The following is a 17,649-nucleotide window of genomic DNA, read 5'->3' on the forward strand; positions in this document are numbered from 1 at the left end:
CGAAGCCAGGTAATGCGGCTTGTAACCCTGCTGCTGGGCGGCGGTCGAGAACTCCTTGAAGCTGCCGCCCCCCGTGACCTCGACGATGTTGGTGACGTGCCCCAGGTTGTCCTGGGTCGCGAAGTTGCTCATGTCGCTGGGCGAGGCGAACCCGCTCGAGGGGCAGGAGAAGTCGTTCTTGGTGATCTGGTTGGCGGAGACTCCCGCCTGCAGCAGGTCGTTGTAAACCGCATGGTCGATCTCGATAGAGCAGTCGTCCTCGAGGATGGCCAGCTTTTGAAAGCCTTGTGCGGCGGTGAACCAGCCCCTGGCCTTCAGCCCGAATATGGAGTTTCTGTAGTCCTGCAACGGGTCGGGAGACACCGACATCATGTACGGGTAGTACTGCTTCGCCTCGGACGGTGTCGGCGCGATGTTCGCGATCACAGGGATCTTCGCCTGGGCGAGGCAGTCGTTGGCGCTCTCGGGATAAGCGAACCCGCCGATGACCGCGAACACCCCCGCCTGCTGGATCTGCAAGCAGATGTTCTGAGTGCTGGTCGGGTCGATCGGGTTCGCCTGGTAGAACGTCACCACCAGCTTGCGGCAGGCAACCCCACCGTGGGAGTTGATGTCGTCGACCACCGCTTGGGCCATCTGCTGTTGTGTCTGGGGTGAGGATTGCCCGACCGCGCTGTTTCCGATCGCACCGCCAAGGTTCAGAAGGATGTCGGCAACGTTGATCTGGGTGGCGCTGACCCCGGGCTCGGAGCTCTTCACGCAGCCGGGTAACGACACGCCTCCGCCTGCGGTCGTCTGTCCTCCGCTACCCCCGGATGTTCCGCTCGTGGCTGTGCCCGATCCGGAGGTGGTACCGGCCGCACCCCCCGCGGCTTGCGAACCCGAAGCGGACCCTGGGAGGCCCGAACCCGGGACGGTCCCCGCCGACGACGCGCTTGCGCCTGCCTGCCCGCCCGACGTCGTGCCTTGCCCGCTTCCTGCACTCAGCCCGTTCGGGCCGACCGCGACCGAGTTGCCCCCCACTCCTCCCGTCGGGACCAGCGCCCACCCGGTGAGTCCAAGCACGACTACCAGCGCTGCCGTCGCGAGCTTCTTCTCAGCAGAGGAACTGGTGTTCAGCCAGTTACGGAACTGAAGGTACTGGCTCATCTAGTACAGGTACGCCGAGTAGTGGCTCGACGAGTTCTGGATCGACGAGTGCTGGCTCGTCGAGTTCTGGATCGACGAGTGCTGGCTCGTCCGTCGGACCCATCTAGCCCTCCGATCAAGACTCCCCCCGGAGCATTCGTGGCGCCGCGCGAAAAAGGCGGTTTGCGCATTCTCGCCAATATCGGCGTCGAAGTCAAAAGTCGCGGGGCGATGCGTGTGGACGATCGGGGAGAGGGTGGCTGTGCCGGGCCCCCGCCCGAGGTGTCCCGGCCGAGATGTCCGGAGAGGTCCCTAGCGAGCGGTCCACCCGCCGTCGATCACGATGGTCTGCCCGGTGATAAAGCGCCCGGCGTCGCTCGCCAGCCACAGAACGGCACCCACGAAGTCTTCGGCTGTCCCGTGATATGGCAGCACGGTGTTCCGCCGAAGCCAGGCGTCACCCTTCTCCGATGCGTAGAGCTCGTCGGTGATCTCGCTGCGGAAGAACCCCGGAGCGATGGTGTTGACCCTGATCGAGTCGGGACCCCATTGAACTGCCAGCTCCCTGGTCATTCCCGAAAGCCCCAACTTTCCCGCCGCGTACGAAGCCTGAGGGATCGAAGGTACGCCAACGTGCCCGCTGATGGACGAGATGTTGATGATCGACCCCCGCCCGACCGAGACCATTTGGGGGTAGACCTCTTGGCACAGCCGGAACGGAGCGACCAGGTTCAGGTTGAGTGTTGCCTGGATCGCGTCCGCCGGCTCTTTCTCGGCTCGGCCTTCGCTCAGAAAGTGCCCTGCCGCGTTCACGAGGATCTCCGCGGGACCGAGGTCGCTCACAACCTTCGCCACGACGTCGCCGATGCGGTCCAAGTCGAGGAGGTCGGCGCTTACTGCAAGGCCGCCGATTTCCTTCGCGAGCGGGACCAGCCTCTCCTGCCTGCGGGCGACGACAGCCACGCGGGCCCCTGCACTCGCGAGAACCCGCGATATCTCCTCGCCCAGGCCCGATGACGCGCCCGTCACGATCGCCACCCGGTCTTGCAGATCGAACATTCGGAATTCTTCGGCGGATCCCCGGCCCATTGGCACATCCTCTCGTAGCGTGTTTATTTCGGGCAAGAATCCTGGCGAGCCATGATCCCCAAGATCGTCAGAAGCGGAAGATCTTTCACACGAAGGAGAGCTCTCCAATGAGCACGACGTCGAACGGTCCCTCGAAAATCCTCGCGGCGTTCGACCTGGAGAATGTCGGCGACTCGAGGTTTCGCGGTGCGTCAGTCGGAGACGAGCGACGGCCGGCGGTGTTCGGGGGACAGATCATGGGGCAGATGATCGTGGCGGCGTCGCTGGCCCATCCGGAAAAGACGGTGAGGTCTTTGCATCTGATCTTCGCTCGTGCCGGGACCACCGAACTGCCGGTGGATATCGAACTTCGAACTCTGCACTCGGGCAGGGCCTTTGCGAGCACGAGCGCCATGGCATCACAAGGCGACCGGCATCTGAGTCAGGGCCTGCTCCTGTTGGACAGCACAGAGCCCGACGTCATCCGGCACCAGCAGCCGCAGGCACCGGGTGCCTCTCCCGATGACGCTCCGCCGGTCGACCAGCCGGAAGCGGGGGTCGAGATGCGCTTGGTCGACGGAGTCGATTTGATGGCCACGGACGTGACAGGTCCGGCGGAGGTAAACGTGTGGGTTCGCTTCTCCGACGTTCCCGATGTCGTTGCTCTCCACCAGGCCCTCCTGTCGTGGTACACCGACGGCTTTCTCATCGCGGCGGCTATGCGCCCTCACGAGGGGATTGGCCAGAGTCAGGCGCATCAGACGCTCTCGACGGGGGTGATAGCCCACACCCTGACCTTCCATGAACCGTTCCGCGCAGACGATTGGCTCCTCATAACGAACACCAGCCTCTACGCCGGCCGAGGGCGCACCTACGGCGAGGGACACGTATTTGCCGAAGACGGCCGGCTCGTAGCTTCCTTCGTCCAGGAGAGCATGATCCGCCGATTCCGCGACGAATCACGCACTCAGGGAAGAGCGTCCACCGCGATGTGAGCAAACCCGGCAATACGATGGTCAATCGTCGTCGGGTGTCGTTCGAAGATGTCGGGAGGATCCGGGTTGAAGACGATTGATCACTGGGTGGGCGGCCGAACATCGCCAGGAACCTCTGGTCGCTCCGGTCCCGTGTACGACCCCGCGAGAGGTACGCAAACTGCATCGGTGAGCTTGGCCAGCGCCACTGAAGTCGCTGACGCGGTCAAGGTGGCTGCGGACGCCGCAGAAGACTGGGGTAGATCCTCGCTTGCCAGCCGAGCGAGCCTGCTGTTCCACCTGCGTGAGCTGGTATTCGCACACCAGGACGACCTGGCGGCCATTATCACCAGCGAACACGGCAAGGTGCTCTCGGATGCCCGTGGGGAGGTTGCGCGCGGGTTGGAATGCGTCGACTTCGCCTGCGGAATACCCAGCCTCCTCAAGGGTTCGTTCAGCTCCGAAGTCTCCACCGGCATCGATGTTCACACCGTGCCGCACCCGCTCGGGGTGGTGGCGGGCATCACACCGTTCAACTTCCCCGTCATGGTGCCGCTCTGGATGCTCGCCAACGCGATCGCCTGTGGTAACTCGTTCGTGCTCAAGCCGTCGGAGCGAGACCCCTCCGCATCCGTCGTGCTCGCGGGGCTGGTGCAGCGCGCCGGATTTCCCGACGGCGTGGTCAACGTCGTCCACGGAGACGCAGAAGCAGTGAACGCACTTCTTGCTCATCCCGACGTGGACGCAGTCTCGTTCGTCGGTAGCACGCCGATTGCTCGTCACGTTTACGAAACGGGGACCCGCAACGGGAAACGGGTTCAAGCCCTCGGCGGAGCAAAGAACCATATGGTCGTCCTGCCCGACGCCGACATCGGCGGCGCCGCGGACGCCGCAATATCCGCCGCGTATGGATCGGCGGGAGAGCGCTGCATGGCGATATCGGTGGTAGTGGCCGTCGGATCGGTTGCCGACCCCCTGGTAGACGCCATAGCGGCAAGGATCCCGGACGTGGTGGTGGGTCCCGGTGACGATCCCGCATCGATGATGGGACCGTTGATTACGGCTCAGCACCGCGACCGTGTCCGGTCTTACGTCGAAGGCGCGAGCGGAGAGGGCGCACTTGTAGTGGTCGACGGGACCGCCGAGGAGCGCGGAGACGGATTCTTCCTCGGTTGCTCACTCCTCGACAGGGTGACCCCGGGAATGAAGGCCTACGACGACGAGATATTCGGGCCCGTCCTCGGGGTCGTGCGCGTTCCGGACTTCAGGGCGGCGGTCGCTCTCGTCAACGCCAATCCCTACGGCAACGGCGTGGCGATCTTCACCAGCGACGGCGGGGCGGCTCGCGAGTTCGAGCGGTCGGTCCACGTCGGAATGGTGGGGATCAACGTCCCGATACCTGTGCCGGTCGCATCCCACTCGTTCGGGGGTTGGAAGTCGTCGCTGTTCGGTGATGCGCCGATCTACGGGCCGGAAGGCATCCGGTTCTACACCCGCCCCAAGGTGGTCACGTCGCGCTGGCCCGAGAGCGGGTCGAGCGCGGTAGACCTCGGTTTCCCGTCACACCGCTAAGGGGTGCCGGAGAGTCAGGGCGTGGCGGGGGCGGGCAGGTCGTGTGACACCGAGACCCGGTTCTCGTCGAAGCACAACATTCCGCGTATGGCGGTCGATTCCGGCAGAGGGTCCTCGTATGACCACGCCGCATCCTCAATGACAACACCCCCGATGACAGCGTTCCAGTAGGACGCGAAACCTTTGTAGGGGCAGTACGTCTCGGTAGTCGGGTTTGAAAAGAGGAAGTTCCCGAGAACCTGATCCTTGCGAACGTACAGGCGCGGTTCGAGCGACGTCTCGTACACGCCCATCGTTTCGTTGGTGTCGACGAGAACCTCTCCATGTACTTCGACTCGAAGCCGTCGTGTCGTCCGCACACAGTCCACCCGGTGGTACGGATTGCGCGGGTGCATCTCGATCCGTTCTTCTTCCTCGTACCACGCCTCAACCGCATCCCAGGGAACAGTGACGTATCCCTCGACCTCGGGCAACGGTCGCGAATTCACCACCGAGACGTCGGGAGCCGGGAACGCGAACGCCGGCGCTTGCCCGGGACGGTGCACGAGCAGCACGGACTCGCTGTCGACCACCGGGCGTTCGCCGACCAAGCCGCGCACCCTTCGACGGAACGGCTCGACGTAGGCGGTCGGCTGGTTGACCGGCGGCACGAAACGCCCTGAGGGCTTGGGACCAAGCGGGCCCCGAGCTCCGGTGAGGGTCACAGGAGTGCCTTCTCAGGGATGCCGTTCGGGACGCTGCCGAACCGGCGCACCATGGCGTCGACGTTGAAGGAGGCGAGCAGGCGACCCTCCTCGTCATGGACCCGGCATTCCGAGTGGGTCATGCCGTCCCCGGCAAAGGTCGAGACGTGGTGGTAGAGCATCCAACGGTCAGCGCGGACATCGGCATGGAACGAGATGCCTATCGCGTTGATCCCCGTTGACAGAGTTCTGTGTGCCTGATCCTGGCCGAGCCCGGCGTGCGGCCGGAGGGCGGCGGCGATCGACATGTGGCCGGTGAACTGAGCCAGAAGGCCGGCGTGCATGCACGGGTCGTCCGGGACTTCATCGAACCTGACCCACGCGTCGATCACTGGCGGGCCGGTTGGTGCGTCGGGGTCGCCGTCGTATGCCCCGTCTGCCACGCGCACGTACCTGCCGGTGACCGCCATGTCGAACGGTTCACACTCGTCCGGGCGTGGGACATCCGGTGCCTCGACCTCGTGGCGCACGAGGTCAGCGGTACTCGCGTCCATCAGCACTGTTCCGCTGGCGCACATCCTGCCGGCCTGGGCCACGTCTGCCCTCACCGCGGCAAAGGTTCTTCCGGCGCTCAAATCGGCCATGCTGAAGGAAAGCGGTTCGGTGTCGTCGGCGACCCGAAAGAAGACCATGTGCGCCGAGACCGGGCGACGACCTTCGAAGCGGCGGCCGGCCGCGACTATGGCTTGGCCGAGCATCTGGCTCCCCTCGGCCACCGATCGCTCCTCGCTGCCTCTGGTGACGCTGACGAAGCGACCGTCGCCGTCGGGACGGACGTTCAGCACGTCTATGAGATCGGACGCATCACCCCACACGTGCCGTTTCACGAGAAAGTGCCGCTACGGACCTACAGCTGCCTTCGCCCGACGCACGCGCAGCTTCGATGGTTCCTGCTTCAGCCCAAGCGCGTTTATCAGCATCCGGGTCAGCTGGTCGACGCCCTCGTCGAAATCGCTGTCGATGCGGCCTTCGACGAACCACAGCTCCGGGAAGCGGCTTGTCATGGCTCCCATGACCGACGCGGCGATGACCGGATCGAGGTCGGGATCCGCCAGCCCTCGTCTCTGAAGCTGGGCGATTGCGCGCACGACCTGGCGGTTGTAGTGGTTGTGGCGTTCGATGCGGGCGGCCTTTATCTGATCGTCGTAGCGGTAAACCTGCTCGATGACTCCCATGATCCGGGCTTCGTCGCGGTAGCTCTCCATGTGGCGACGGACTGCCTCTCGTATCCGCTCCTGTGGAGACGCGCCAGAGCTTGGGTCGAGGATGACGTCGCCCAAAGGAGCGCTGAGCTGATTCTCCACCGATTCGGCGACCTCCCGGAACACCTCGTCTTTCGACTCGAAGTAGTGGTAGAAGGAGCCGTGGGACAGCCCGGCGTGTTCGGCAATGTCAGAGACGCGAGCGTTCAAGAATCCGCTTTCCTCAAACACCTCCTTGGCAGCCGCGACCAGGCGAGCCCTCGTATTGGCGCCCTTGCGCGAGCGAGGTCCGTTCGGCTTGTCGGTGCCGATTGGCTCAGAATTCGACAACCAAGGACTCCTGGGCTTACATCTTCCCGGTCAGGAATCGGGCGATGTCGGTCGCAGCCGGGTAGGACCCGGTGATGCCTGAGCTTATGTACCCGGCGTCGCTTATCAGGGTTATCCCGTTGAGGGCGACCGCAGCATCGCTGCACAGGAAGACCAACGGATAGGCCTGCTGCACCGGGGTCGAAGCTCCGATCCCGATATCGCCGCGGTAGTCCGCGCCAAAGCCGAGCCACAGCTCCTTGTTCGCCTGGGCCAGAGGGGTGTCCGTCGGTCCGGGGCAGATCGCGTTGATCCGGATTCCTCGCTTCAAGAACGGGTAGGCCTGACGGGCGACGTAGGCGCAGATGGCCTGCTTGCTCCACATGTAATCGGCATGCCCGTTGGTTTCGATCCATTTCGTCGCCGACTCAAAATCGGGCGTGTCCAGGTAATCGTTCAACTCGGCGAGGCTTGCTTCCCATCCGAGGCCCGCCGCCGAGGAGATGAACCCGATCGCCGATCCCTTCGGCATCGCGTCGGTTGCCAGGAGCCGATCGATCAGGTGACGGTGGCCTATGAAGTTGATCTTCTCGATCCCGGGGGTGCCGTCGGCAACGCCCGCGCACGAAAAGAGCGCGTCCACGGGCCCTCCGCACTCGTCGACTGCAGCGTCGATCGAGGCCGCATCGGCCAGGTTCACGCGAATGAACTTGGCGCCGTCGAGCGAGCTGTCGGCGATGTCCATCACCACGACCTCGGCTCCGGCGTCAAGTGCGAGCTCCGCTACTGCAGCCCCCATGCCGGTGGCTCCCCCGACGACGAGCGCGCGCTTGCCGCTGTACCGGAACGCATCGAACAGTGTCATTTGGCCTCCTTGCCGACTCGGGGTCGTGTCAAGCGACGACCCCTCGAACCTTCAGAGCTAGTTGTCACGCCGCGACCCCGCGGAAGCGCTGCGCGGCACATCCCGGAACGGGGTGTCCCGGTCAGGTGTCCGTTCCCTTGGCATGCCGAGCACGCGCTCGCTGATCACGTTGCGCGCCATCTCGGTCGTACCTCCCCCGATGCACGAGGCTTGGCGCATGACGAACTCGATTCCCGCGCCCGCAGCCTCGCCGTCGTCATTCGTCCACGCCGCGCCGGCGGATCCGGCCACCTCGCAGGAAATCGTGCGCGTGCGTGCGGCCGCGACTCCGTGGAAGAGCCGGCCGATCGCCGACGACTGGTCCGACATGGTGCCTGAACGAATACCCGCCGAGATCCTTTCCAGGAGCCGGCTCTCTACGATCTCCAGCATGCGCGCCTCGCCGACGAGGTCGCGGACCAGTCGGTCCTCAGATAGACCGCTGTCGCGCGCAACCTGTGCGACGGGTCTCATCACGCCGCCTCCCTGACCGGAGTCGGGAGGCCTGGTCACCAGGGGAGAGTTGTACAGCATTCGCTCGTGGAACATCCAGCGGACGCCGACCGTCCACCCCTCGTCGACCTCCCCGATCCTGTCGCTGTCAGGAACGCGAACGTCGGTGAGGAATTCCTGGCAGAACTCTTTGTCACCGTTGAGCATCTCGATCCGATGGATCTCGATCCCGGGCTGGTGGAGGGGGAGTATGAAGACGGTTAGGCCGCGGTGTTTGGGGACGTCCCAATTGGTTCGCGCGAGGCAAAGTCCCCAGTCCGACCACCACGCACCGGTCGTCCAGATCTTCGACCCGTTGAGAACCCACTCGTCACCGTCCCGGACAGCCGTCGTGAGCGCGGCCGCGACGTCGGAGCCGCCGCTAGGCTCGGAAAGGAGCTGCATCCAGAGCTCCTCGCCCCGGAGAATCGCGGGGAGGTGGGCTCGCTTCTGAGCGTCGGTACCGAACTCGAGGAGAACGGACGCGCAGGGTGAGAACGTTGGAACCTGGATGCGGGACGGGTATTCGTAGCCGCAGAGTTCTTCGTTGAGAGCTTGCTGGTGGGCTCGGGTCAAACCCTGACCCCCATACTCGGGAGACACGCAGACACCCGCTAGGCCTGCTTCGAATAGCTGTCGCTGGATGTCACGTTCCCGAGCGATGGCGGCGAGGTCGTCGTCCTCGTTCTGGACGATGCCGAGCCGAGCCTGCGGACGGTTCGAACGCGGTTCGAGGTTCGTGCTTATCCAATTCCTCGCCCGGCGGCGGAACGATTCGACGTCTTCGATGCCGTCGACCGTCACAGCGCTCCCTCCGGGAATGCCAAGTCGGCGAGCCGCTGCCGGTGCTCTGCCGGCGTCCCGTAGACCATGCGGTTCACCGTGAGCCTTCGCAGGAACAGGTGCAAGTCGTGCTCGAAGGTGACGCCGATACCGCCGTGGATCTGAACGCAGTCCTGCAATACCTCGCCGCCGTAGTGCCCCACGAATGCTTTGGCGGCGCTCGCCAGCTCCGCGGCGTCGTCGGAGTCGGATTCGACGGCGTCTGCTGCGGCGTCGCTGATGGCGTGCCCAGCTTCCAGCCACGATTTCATGTCGGCGAATCGGTGCTTCAGAGCCTGGTAGGAGGCGAGCGGCCGACCGAAGGAGTACCTGTCGAATCCCCACTCGACGGTCATCTCGAAGCCCCGCTCCATGGCCCCGACCGACTCGGCGCACTGCAGGACTAGCGCGTGACGTACGAGCCGTTCGACCTGAGGGCCGGCTTCTCCCGGTCCTCCGAGGACCGACTTAAACGGGAGCCGCACATTCGCGAACTTGACCATGTAGAAGCGTCGGGTGAGGTCCACGGAGTCCATCGGCGTGATCGTCACGCCGGGTGCGCCGGCCGGAACTATGACCTGAGTGAGGCCGGGTCCGGTCCGTCCGGTGACGAGCAGATGGCTGGCCTGCCCCGCTGCTTCGACCGGTCGCTTGGAACCGTTGATGACCACCTCTTGCCCGTCGACGTTGACTTCCAGCTCGATGTCGGCCAGTCGCCGGCCGGGGTGCTCCTCGTAGCACCAGGTGGCGATCTCGGTTCCGTCGAGGAGTCCCGGCAAAATCTCTGTGGCGTTCGACTCTGCGGCGTTCGATTCTGTTGCGGACCAGCCGAGTGCAGCGGCCACGAGATTGGTGGGCAAGAGCGGGCCAGGCGCGGCATTTCGTCCGAACTCGTGGGCGATCAGCGTGAGGTCGATCAGTCCCCGACCGCTAACCGATCCCCCGCCGGCATTGGGCCTGACGAGAAAAGACGTCCACCCCAGCTCCGCGCCCCGACGCCAGTAGCTGCGGTCGAAGCCGTCGGGATTGTCACGAAGCTTCCGCACGTCGCTGACCGGTGCTTCATTACCGAGGAATTTCGACGTCGTGTCGCGTACGAATTCCTGCTCGTCGGTGAGGTGGAGTAACACCGTTGGCGGAGCGTAATCAATATTGACGTCGCCGTCAAAGTTGAGTACCGTCGGTCCGCCTGCACGGAGGGACGCGCACCGGGTGAACCGGTGCGAGCGAGGCGACCGGGTGCGATCGAAAGGTGGAAGCCGTGAACTTGGAAGGACGTTCTGCCGTCGTCACCGGAGGGGCCGGCGGGCTCGGATCGGCGGTGGTCCGCAAGCTCGCCGGCGCCGGCATGCACGTCGTCGTCTTCGACCGGGACAAGGATCGCGCGAACGAGATCGCGAACGAGTGCGGTCGAGGCGCCGTGGCGGTGTCGGGCGACACAAACGACGACGGGGCCGTCGACTCAGCGATCGAAGCCGCGTATGCGGCATCACCTCTGGCTCTGGTGGCGAACGTGGCAGGGGGCGGGGTCGGCGGCGGGCGAACCGTTGGCCGAGAAGGTACGCCTCATGACAAGGACTCGTTCATCAAGACGATGGACATGAATGCGTTGGGGACTTTCAACGTGTGCCGTCTCGCTGCGGCCGCAATGGCATCGAACGAACCGGACGAGGACGGCCAGCGAGGCGTCCTCGTCAACACCGCGTCGATTGCAGGGATGGAGGGACAAACCGGGCAACTGGCGTATGCCTCCGCCAAAGCGGCCATATTGGGCATGACACTCCCGATGGCAAGGGACCTCGCGCCGATCGGGGTCCGGGTGTGCGCGATTGCGCCCGGGACCATGGGAACACCCCTGATGCTCGGCGTGCCTGACAAGGTCAAGGACAACCTCGTCAGTTCGATCGTCTTCCCGAAGCGGATGGGACGGCCAGAGGAGTTCGCCCTCCTCGTCGAATCAATCGCACGAAACCCGTACTTGAACGGAGAGAACATCCGGCTTGACGGTGCTTTGCGTTTCTCACCCAAATAGATTCGTCGGGCGGAGGAACAATCGATGCTGCAATACGTCATAGCTGGACTGGCCCTCGGATCCATTTACGCCATCGCGTCGTCCGGACTGGTCATCACATTCGTCTCCGCCGGCGTACTCAATTTCGCCTTCGGGTCGACGGCCTACCTCGTGGCGCGTTTCTACTACTGGTTGAACTCACAGCAAGGATGGGGCACTAACACAGCGGGTTTGGTCTCGATTCTGGTCTTTGCGCCGCTCGTCGGAGTCGTCCTCTACGCAGCCCTGTTCCGGTTCCTTCGCGGCAAGTCGACCTTGATCAAGCTCGTCGCGACCATCGGCTTGTCGGTTGCTCTTCCAGCTGTCGCCGACCTCATCTTCGGGAACCAAGCGATCGTGTCGGCTCCCGGCTTGGCGTCTCTCAAGGACAAGCCGTTCCATCTGCTTGGAACCACGGTAACCACCGACCAATTCATCATTTTCGGGTTTGTCCTTTTCATCCTCCTGGCCGGGACTGCCTTGCTTCGATTCACCGATGTCGGCTTGAAAGTTCGTGCGATGGTCGACTCCGAAGCGATGGCGTCGCTGTCCGGAACGAACCCGGGCCGGGTGTCTTTAGGGGTCTGGGCCGCCAGCACGACTCTTGCGGGGATCGCGGGGATCCTCGTCGCCCCCGCGAACGGGCTGACGCCTACTGGGATGACGACCCTGATGGCAGCGGCCTTCGCTGCGGTCGTTGCCGCCCGCCTTCGTTCACTCGCGGGAGCTGTGGCGATCTCCTTCGCCATGGGTGTCGTCACGGATGTAATCCAGAAGTACCTTCCTCCGAACAGCTCGTTTACCGCGGCCCTCATCCCGAGCATTCCGTTCGCGTTCATCCTGGTCTTCCTGATCATCTACCTGATCAGGTCGGGATCGCTTCGCGAGGAATCTGAACCCGGTGGGCCGCTGGATCGCGCGATTCGCCCGGCGAGCGACGGATCCGACTGTGCTGCGGCTCGCCAGCTCGCGGCGAGGGGAGCAGGAGCGCTTCTGGGTCTCGTCCCAATCGGGGTGGTCGCGTTGCTTCCCCTCATCTTCCATGGATCCCCCTACTGGCTGGGCCTGATTGCGATCGGGATGTGTTACGCGCTCACCTTCCTTACCTTCACGGTGGTCACCGGGGAGGGCGGGATGCTCTGGCTTTCTCAGATCATCTTCGCGGGCGCCGGGGCTCTCGCAGCCGGACAGTTCGTAACCGATTGGCACGTGCCGGTGCTTCTCGCGATCGTCATGGGTGGTGTGATCGCGGCGGCCGCAGGAGCGATCATCGGCCTGTTGACGATCCGGCTCGGCGACCTGTACGTCGCGCTGGTCACCCTCACATTCGGTTTGCTTGTCGAGACGCTCGTCTTCACGCGCAGCAACTTCCTCAAAGGCGGCGTGGGTGTTCCGATCAGCCGACCTGCGTTCGCGCAGAGCGACCTGAAGTTCGCTTACCTGGCGTTCGCAGTTTTCGCAGTAATCGCGGTTCTGACGTTGAACCTCCGTCGCTCGACGAGCGGTATGGCACTGCGAGCCGTTCGCGACAGCGAAGCCGCGTCGAAAACGCTCGGTCTCAGCGTGATTCAAGTGAAAGTCATCGTTGGAGCTCTAGGCGCGTTCGTCGCAGCTATCGGCGGTGGCTTTCTCGCGCTCGATGCCGGCGTGGCACAACCGCAGTCGTATTCGACTTTCGAGGGGTTGGTCTGGTTGGCGGTGGTCGTGACGATGGGCGTTCGCTCTATAGCTGGCGCCGCGATCGCCGGAGTGACTTTCGCCGTTCTCCCGGGAGTCTTCCAGACCTACGTTCCGGCACGCTGGGGGGAAGTGCCGGCGATCCTGTTCGGCCTCGGTGCCATTGGAGTCGCGCGCAGACCCGAAGGTGTGGTCGCACAGACCGGCAGGCAGCTCCGGGAGCTGATCGCAATTGTGGCCTCGAAGTGGGGCCAACCCGGCCGTCCGATCGGTCCGCTAGCCGGAGCGGGAGGAGCTACCTCAATCGGCTCGGTCTCGTCGATCTCGACCGATGTCACGACCGCCGAGGTGGTCAAGTGACCGATAGCGCAGGGCCGGGAAGAGCCAGCGGGGGAGCGGATCTGATGGAACGCGAGGGTGGCGCGGCAAGCCTCGAGAGCATCGGAGTGTCGGTCCGCTTCGGAGGTCTCATGGCTGTCAGAGATGTCGACCTGCGGGTCCCGCCGGCAACGATCGTGGGTCTCGTCGGACCCAACGGGGCTGGTAAGAGCACGCTCTTCGGGGTCATGTCAGGGCTGCTTCGCCCATCGTCGGGCCGGGTCAAGATGCACGGCCGGGACATCACCGACGAGTCTCCCCAGACGCGAGCGTCGCTCGGATTGGCCCGGACCTTCCAGCATCCCGAGATCTTCGCCGGACTTACCGTCAAGGAGCACCTGGTGCTCGCACACCGCGTTCGCTACGAGAAGCGCCGGATCTGGTCGGACCTTTTCACCATGGGTAGCCTCCGCGGCTCCGATTCCGACGAGACCCAAAGCGTGGGCGATCTGATAGGGCTTTTGGGCCTGGAGTCGGTTGCCGACCGACCGGCCTTAGGCCTTCCGCTCGGACAAGCTCGCCTTGTCGAACTCGGCCGAGCCCTTGCCACCAGCCCCTCGGTCCTTCTTCTGGACGAACCCTCCTCCGGAATGGATACCGGGGAGACGGAACAGTTCGAGGCGACGCTGCACCGGGTTTCGGAGAAGCGGCAGATATCCGTATTGCTCGTCGAGCATGACGTCGAACTGGTGATGCGTCTGTGCCGCACCCTCTACGTCCTGGACTTCGGATCGCTGATCGCGTGCGGGACGCCGGGCGAAGTTCGCTCGAATCCGGCCGTGCGCGCCGCATATCTGGGAGAAGAGATCTCGGCGAGAACCGTTGAACCCACGAACATTGGGCGCGTACAGACCCCCGATTTGTCGCCGGGGCCGGCGCCGGAGCCGGCTCTGGACGCTGCTCCTGTTCTGGATCGTGTGGACTCGAGAGCGTTCGTCTCTGAATCGTCAGCGGAGATAACAGTCGAGGACCTAGAACTTCGTTATGGAGACGCGCTTGCCCTCTTAGGAGTCTCCTTCACCCTCGGAAGCGGCAAGGCGCTGGCCGTTCTGGGCGCCAACGGCGCCGGCAAGAGCAGCCTCGCCCGTGCGCTGTCCGGCCTGGTTCCGGCGTCGCGTGGCCGGGTCTTTCTCCAAGGGGAGCGAATTGACGGGTGGTCCTGTGACCGGATCCGCCGCGCCGGAATCGTCTACCTGCCCGAGGGACGAGGCGTGTTCCGGAGCCTGTCGGTTCTCGACAACCTGAAGATGGCCGCGGCGTGTCTACCTGGTCGCCAATCACGAGTGAGTGCAGTTGAATCTGCGCTGGAATTCTTCCCCGCGCTGGCAGGGCGTCGCCGTCAGATCGCTTCCTCGCTGTCGGGTGGAGAGCAGCAGATGCTTTCGCTGGCACGCGCGCTGTCGACTTCTCCGAGGCTGATCATCGCCGATGAGATGTCCCTTGGGCTTGCGCCGATGCTCGTCGATGTCGTTTTCGAAGGTCTCGCTAAAGCAAAGGAGGCCGGTGTGACAGTGATCATGATCGAGCAGTACGTCCATCGCGCTCTTGCCTTCGCCGATGAGTGTCTCTTGCTGCAACGAGGTGCGGTCGCGTGGGCGGGGCCGGCCGAATCAGCTGGAGGAGAGCTGCTGGTCAACTATCTGGGAGCAGCCGTCACCGCGTCTTCCTGACCGGCTACAAGCCGGGCTGGGTCACCACGATGTACGGAATGCTGGCAGTCGGCCCCGCACGGATCACCGAGTCGACGACGCCGACCAGGTCCTCGACGTCGACGAAGTTGTCGGTTATGTATCCGCGGGAGGTCCAATGCGCGCCCAGCTCCGCGGCGAGATCCCAATCCCATTCGTCGGCGAAGCCCGTCGCCGAGTCACCCTGGCCGCCAACGCAGTTCCCGACGACGATACGGGTGAAACCTACGCCGGGATGCTCCGTGCGCCAAACGTCGATCAGCTTCTCCAGAGCCGCCTTGCTGACTATGTACGCACCCAGACCGGGCCACGGCGCGGTGTATGTCGCGCTGATCGAGGACAGGAACACGGCTCTGCCTCGGGAGGACAACAAATAGGGCAATGCCGCCCCCGTCACCATCGAAGCTCCCGTGACGTTGGTCGCGAAAACCCGGGACCAGGTCTCCGAGTTGACGTTCTCGATCCGGCTCAACGGGCCGATAGCCGGCGTGTAGACGAGCGCGTCGATCCCCCCAAGTTTTTCTGCGGCCTCTTCGATCGCGTCACGGCACGATTTCTCCTCGGTGACGTCGCACTGGATGGCTAACGCTTCCGGCCCGGCCTCGCCTGCCGCTGCGGTCAGCCGGTCCACCCGCCTGGCGAGCAGCGCGACTCGAGCGCCGCGCCGCCCGAGCCCTGTACCAATGCAACGGCCGAGGCCGCTCGAGGCTCCGACGACGACTGCCCGTATCGGTTCCGAGTCCGTTCCCTTCGGCGCGTCAGGCATTTCTGACAGCCCAGCCGGTCAGTCGACGAGGACGGGGAGCCGTTCCCATCCGCGGACTGTCGAAGTGCGGGCCTGAACTGCGTTGTCCCAGTCGACGCGCCAGGTGGGGAACCGGTTGAGCACCTCGTCTAGGGCTATCCGTCCTTCCAGCCGGGCGAGTGCTGCCCCGAGGCAAAAGTGGATGCCGTACCCGAAGCTCAGGTGATGCCCGATCTTGCGATGGATGTCGAGGCGGTCGGGATCGGTGAATCTGCGCTCGTCCCGGTTGGCCGAAGCGTTCAGAAGGAGCATGATGCTCCCGGCTGGCAGGGTCTGACCGTGATGCTCGACGTCCTGGGCCACGTAGCGCGCCTGGACAGGGGACGGCGGTTCGACCCGGAGAATCTCCTCGATCGCATTGGGAATGAGAGTCCGGTCCTCGAGGATCTCGGCGCGTTGGTCGGGATTCTCGGCCAGGAGCTTTCCTGTCCATCCGATGAGCCTGGTTGTCGTCTCGTTTCCGGCGGCGGCAACGAGATTCACGTAGTTGAGCACCTCGGTGCGAGTCAGTCTTCGGGTGGTGCCGGTCTCGTCCTCGAACTCGGCCAGCAGCAACTCGGTCATGAGGTCGTCGGACGGGTGCTCTGCTCGCCAGTCGATGTAATCCTCGAACTCCCTGGACGCGTCAATCGTCTGGAATTGCGAGTCCGGCATTGACGATTCCTTGAGGCGGAGCCCTTCGTCGATGCGGTCCCTGATCGCCTCCTGATCCTGTTCGGGTATGCCGAGCAGCATCCCGATTGTTCGCATCGGCATCTGAGCCCCGAGATCCTTGATGAAGTCGAACCCGCCCGCGCCCACGAGGGGATCGAGACTCCTGGCGCAGAACTCCCGCATCTTCGGTTCGATGGCGCTGACCCGCCGGGGTGTGAAGACCCGCGAGAGGATGCCCCGATGAAGATCGTGAGTGGGCGGGTCTTCGAAGATGATGCTCCCAGGCGGCATCTCCAGGCCGCTCTTGATGATCTCGAGCACGGTCCCGCGCCCGGATATATAGGACTTCCAATCGACGAGGGATCGTTCGACATCTTCGAACCGGCTCAGTGCGAAGAAGTCGTAACGCTCGTTGTAATAAAGGGGGCGCTCGTCCCGGAGGCGCTTCCATACCGGATACGGGTCCGTGTCGATGTCGAAGTCGTAGGGGTCGTAGTAGACCTCCGCTTCGGTGGTGCTCATCTCGGGTTCCCCCCTTGGGTTTCCTGATGGCGGGCGGGCGGCGCGCCTGTTCGTTCGAGGATGTGGCGCCGGGACGAGTATATGCACTCTGAAGGCCCATATTGACGGCGACATCAATTTTAAGAACGGCCTGACATGAAGGCCGTTACAGCGGACCTCGGATCACCTTCTACGGCGCGGAGGGGGTCCGAGTTAAGCGGGTTGTTCCGCTGTGAGATGCGCCAGACGGAAGGCGGGGTGCCGGCCGGCGATGGCCGCGATCTCGGAGTCTGACGAATCGGGTCCGACGCCGTCGAAGAACACGCCGGTTTCCGCCTTCCACTTGCGGAGGTACTCCCGCAGGAGTGGAACCTTCTCCGAGTCGTCAACCTCGGTCGCGATCATGTCCTGCCGGCGCCTGCCGAGGATCAAAGTGAGCCGCCCGTCCGCCGCTCGCACGTTGCGCACCCACTCGGTCTCACCCCGCGGGGCGACCAGGTAGAGCTCGCCTAGATGCTCGAGAAGATTGACCGGGGTGCGCCTTGGCTGCCCGCTCTTTCGGCCCCTCACTTCGAGCACACGGGACCCTCTCACGCTGAGGCCCGCAGCGGTCATGCCGGCGACGAGCTGGTTGAACACGTGCTTGGTAAACCAGCCGGGGCGGCGGTAGTGCCGTGCCATA

At 64.2% G+C, this 17,649-nt stretch carries 16 protein-coding genes; 5 read left to right on the forward strand and 11 right to left on the reverse strand.

The features are described from left to right. Both VFZ97_15305 and VFZ97_15310 read right to left on the reverse strand, forming a co-directional pair. Positions 1-1,149: ABC transporter substrate-binding protein (locus VFZ97_15305; protein ID HEX6394802.1), on the reverse strand; the 1,149-nt coding region annotated here is incomplete at its 3' end. A gap of 291 nt (positions 1,150-1,440) precedes the next feature. After that, the gene (locus VFZ97_15310; protein HEX6394803.1) at positions 1,441-2,217 is read right to left on the reverse strand and encodes an SDR family oxidoreductase; all 777 of its coding nucleotides are present in this window, start codon (positions 2,215-2,217) and stop codon (positions 1,441-1,443) included. A gap of 107 nt (positions 2,218-2,324) precedes the next feature. Between VFZ97_15310 and VFZ97_15315 the strand changes: the two genes are divergently transcribed. Beyond that, complete coding sequence (locus VFZ97_15315; protein ID HEX6394804.1) at positions 2,325-3,191, forward strand: acyl-CoA thioesterase domain-containing protein; 867 nt, start codon at positions 2,325-2,327, stop codon at positions 3,189-3,191. Positions 3,192-3,239: 48 nt separating this feature from the next. Further along, entirely contained in the window at positions 3,240-4,742 is a 1,503-nt protein-coding gene (locus VFZ97_15320; protein ID HEX6394805.1) for a CoA-acylating methylmalonate-semialdehyde dehydrogenase, read from the forward strand. A 14-nt stretch (positions 4,743-4,756) separates the two neighbouring features. On the opposite strand, the gene VFZ97_15325 is transcribed toward VFZ97_15320, so the two are convergent. The 6 genes from VFZ97_15325 to VFZ97_15350 are packed head-to-tail and all read right to left on the reverse strand — an operon-like array spanning position 4,757 to position 10,344. Continuing rightward, positions 4,757-5,446 carry a DUF427 domain-containing protein gene (locus VFZ97_15325; protein HEX6394806.1) on the reverse strand — a complete coding sequence of 230 codons (690 nt, stop codon included), beginning with the start codon at positions 5,444-5,446 and terminating at the stop codon, positions 4,757-4,759. After that, positions 5,443-6,312: an acyl-CoA thioesterase domain-containing protein gene (locus tag VFZ97_15330; protein HEX6394807.1), complete on the reverse strand. Its 870-nt coding sequence runs from the start codon at positions 6,310-6,312 to the stop codon at positions 5,443-5,445. The genes VFZ97_15325 and VFZ97_15330 overlap by 4 nt, the downstream gene beginning before the upstream one ends. A 12-nt stretch (positions 6,313-6,324) precedes the next feature. Then, complete coding sequence (locus VFZ97_15335) at positions 6,325-7,017, reverse strand: TetR/AcrR family transcriptional regulator (GenBank protein HEX6394808.1); 693 nt, start codon at positions 7,015-7,017, stop codon at positions 6,325-6,327. A 16-nt stretch (positions 7,018-7,033) separates the two neighbouring features. Beyond that, on the reverse strand, positions 7,034-7,861 hold the full coding sequence (locus VFZ97_15340; protein ID HEX6394809.1) for an SDR family oxidoreductase: 828 nt from the start codon (positions 7,859-7,861) through the stop codon (positions 7,034-7,036). Between the two features lie 57 nt (positions 7,862-7,918). Then, entirely contained in the window at positions 7,919-9,196 is a 1,278-nt protein-coding gene (locus VFZ97_15345; GenBank protein ID HEX6394810.1) for an acyl-CoA dehydrogenase family protein, read from the reverse strand. Beyond that, positions 9,193-10,344, reverse strand: a complete 1,152-nt coding sequence (locus VFZ97_15350) for an acyl-CoA dehydrogenase family protein (GenBank protein HEX6394811.1) — start codon at positions 10,342-10,344, stop codon at positions 9,193-9,195. Before VFZ97_15350 ends, VFZ97_15345 begins: the two co-directional genes overlap by 4 nt. Before the next feature lie 131 nt (positions 10,345-10,475). On the opposite strand from VFZ97_15350, the gene VFZ97_15355 reads away from it, so the two are divergent. From VFZ97_15355 to VFZ97_15365, 3 genes are read left to right on the forward strand one after another with little or no spacing between them, the layout of a single operon-like run. Further along, a complete protein-coding gene (locus tag VFZ97_15355; GenBank protein ID HEX6394812.1) occupies positions 10,476-11,246 on the forward strand; it encodes an SDR family NAD(P)-dependent oxidoreductase in 771 nt (256 codons plus the stop codon). 24 nt (positions 11,247-11,270) lie between these two features. After that, positions 11,271-13,301: an ABC transporter permease gene (locus tag VFZ97_15360; protein ID HEX6394813.1), complete on the forward strand. Its 2,031-nt coding sequence runs from the start codon at positions 11,271-11,273 to the stop codon at positions 13,299-13,301. Beyond that, positions 13,298-14,989 (forward strand): ATP-binding cassette domain-containing protein, encoded by a 1,692-nt coding sequence (locus VFZ97_15365; GenBank protein HEX6394814.1) that lies wholly within the window; start codon positions 13,298-13,300, stop codon positions 14,987-14,989. The genes VFZ97_15360 and VFZ97_15365 overlap by 4 nt, the downstream gene beginning before the upstream one ends. A gap of 4 nt (positions 14,990-14,993) precedes the next feature. On the opposite strand, the gene VFZ97_15370 is transcribed toward VFZ97_15365, so the two are convergent. From VFZ97_15370 to VFZ97_15380, 3 genes are all read right to left on the reverse strand, one after another. After that, entirely contained in the window at positions 14,994-15,773 is a 780-nt protein-coding gene (locus VFZ97_15370) for an SDR family oxidoreductase (GenBank protein ID HEX6394815.1), read from the reverse strand. 18 nt (positions 15,774-15,791) lie between these two features. Next, positions 15,792-16,988 (reverse strand): cytochrome P450, encoded by a 1,197-nt coding sequence (locus VFZ97_15375; GenBank protein HEX6394816.1) that lies wholly within the window; start codon positions 16,986-16,988, stop codon positions 15,792-15,794. A 192-nt stretch (positions 16,989-17,180) separates the two neighbouring features. After that, positions 17,181-17,648: a nitroreductase family deazaflavin-dependent oxidoreductase gene (locus tag VFZ97_15380; protein HEX6394817.1), complete on the reverse strand. Its 468-nt coding sequence runs from the start codon at positions 17,646-17,648 to the stop codon at positions 17,181-17,183. Between the last annotated feature and the right edge of the window lies 1 nt (position 17,649).

It is taken from the genome of Acidimicrobiales bacterium (genome assembly GCA_036378675.1).
Taxonomy (GTDB): domain Bacteria; phylum Actinomycetota; class Acidimicrobiia; order Acidimicrobiales; family Palsa-688; genus DASUWA01.

Coding starts and splice junctions, on each gene's coding strand:
- VFZ97_15380 (HEX6394817.1), bottom strand. CDS start 17,648: ATGGCACGGCACTACCGCCGCCCCGGCTGGTTTACCAAGCACGTGTTC.
- VFZ97_15320 (HEX6394805.1), top strand. CDS start 3,240: ATGTCGGGAGGATCCGGGTTGAAGACGATTGATCACTGGGTGGGCGGC.
- VFZ97_15370 (HEX6394815.1), bottom strand. CDS start 15,773: ATGCCTGACGCGCCGAAGGGAACGGACTCGGAACCGATACGGGCAGTC.
- VFZ97_15375 (HEX6394816.1), bottom strand. CDS start 16,988: ATGAGCACCACCGAAGCGGAGGTCTACTACGACCCCTACGACTTCGAC.
- VFZ97_15315 (HEX6394804.1), top strand. CDS start 2,325: ATGAGCACGACGTCGAACGGTCCCTCGAAAATCCTCGCGGCGTTCGAC.
- VFZ97_15310 (HEX6394803.1), bottom strand. CDS start 2,217: ATGGGCCGGGGATCCGCCGAAGAATTCCGAATGTTCGATCTGCAAGAC.
- VFZ97_15340 (HEX6394809.1), bottom strand. CDS start 7,861: ATGACACTGTTCGATGCGTTCCGGTACAGCGGCAAGCGCGCGCTCGTC.
- VFZ97_15360 (HEX6394813.1), top strand. CDS start 11,271: ATGCTGCAATACGTCATAGCTGGACTGGCCCTCGGATCCATTTACGCC.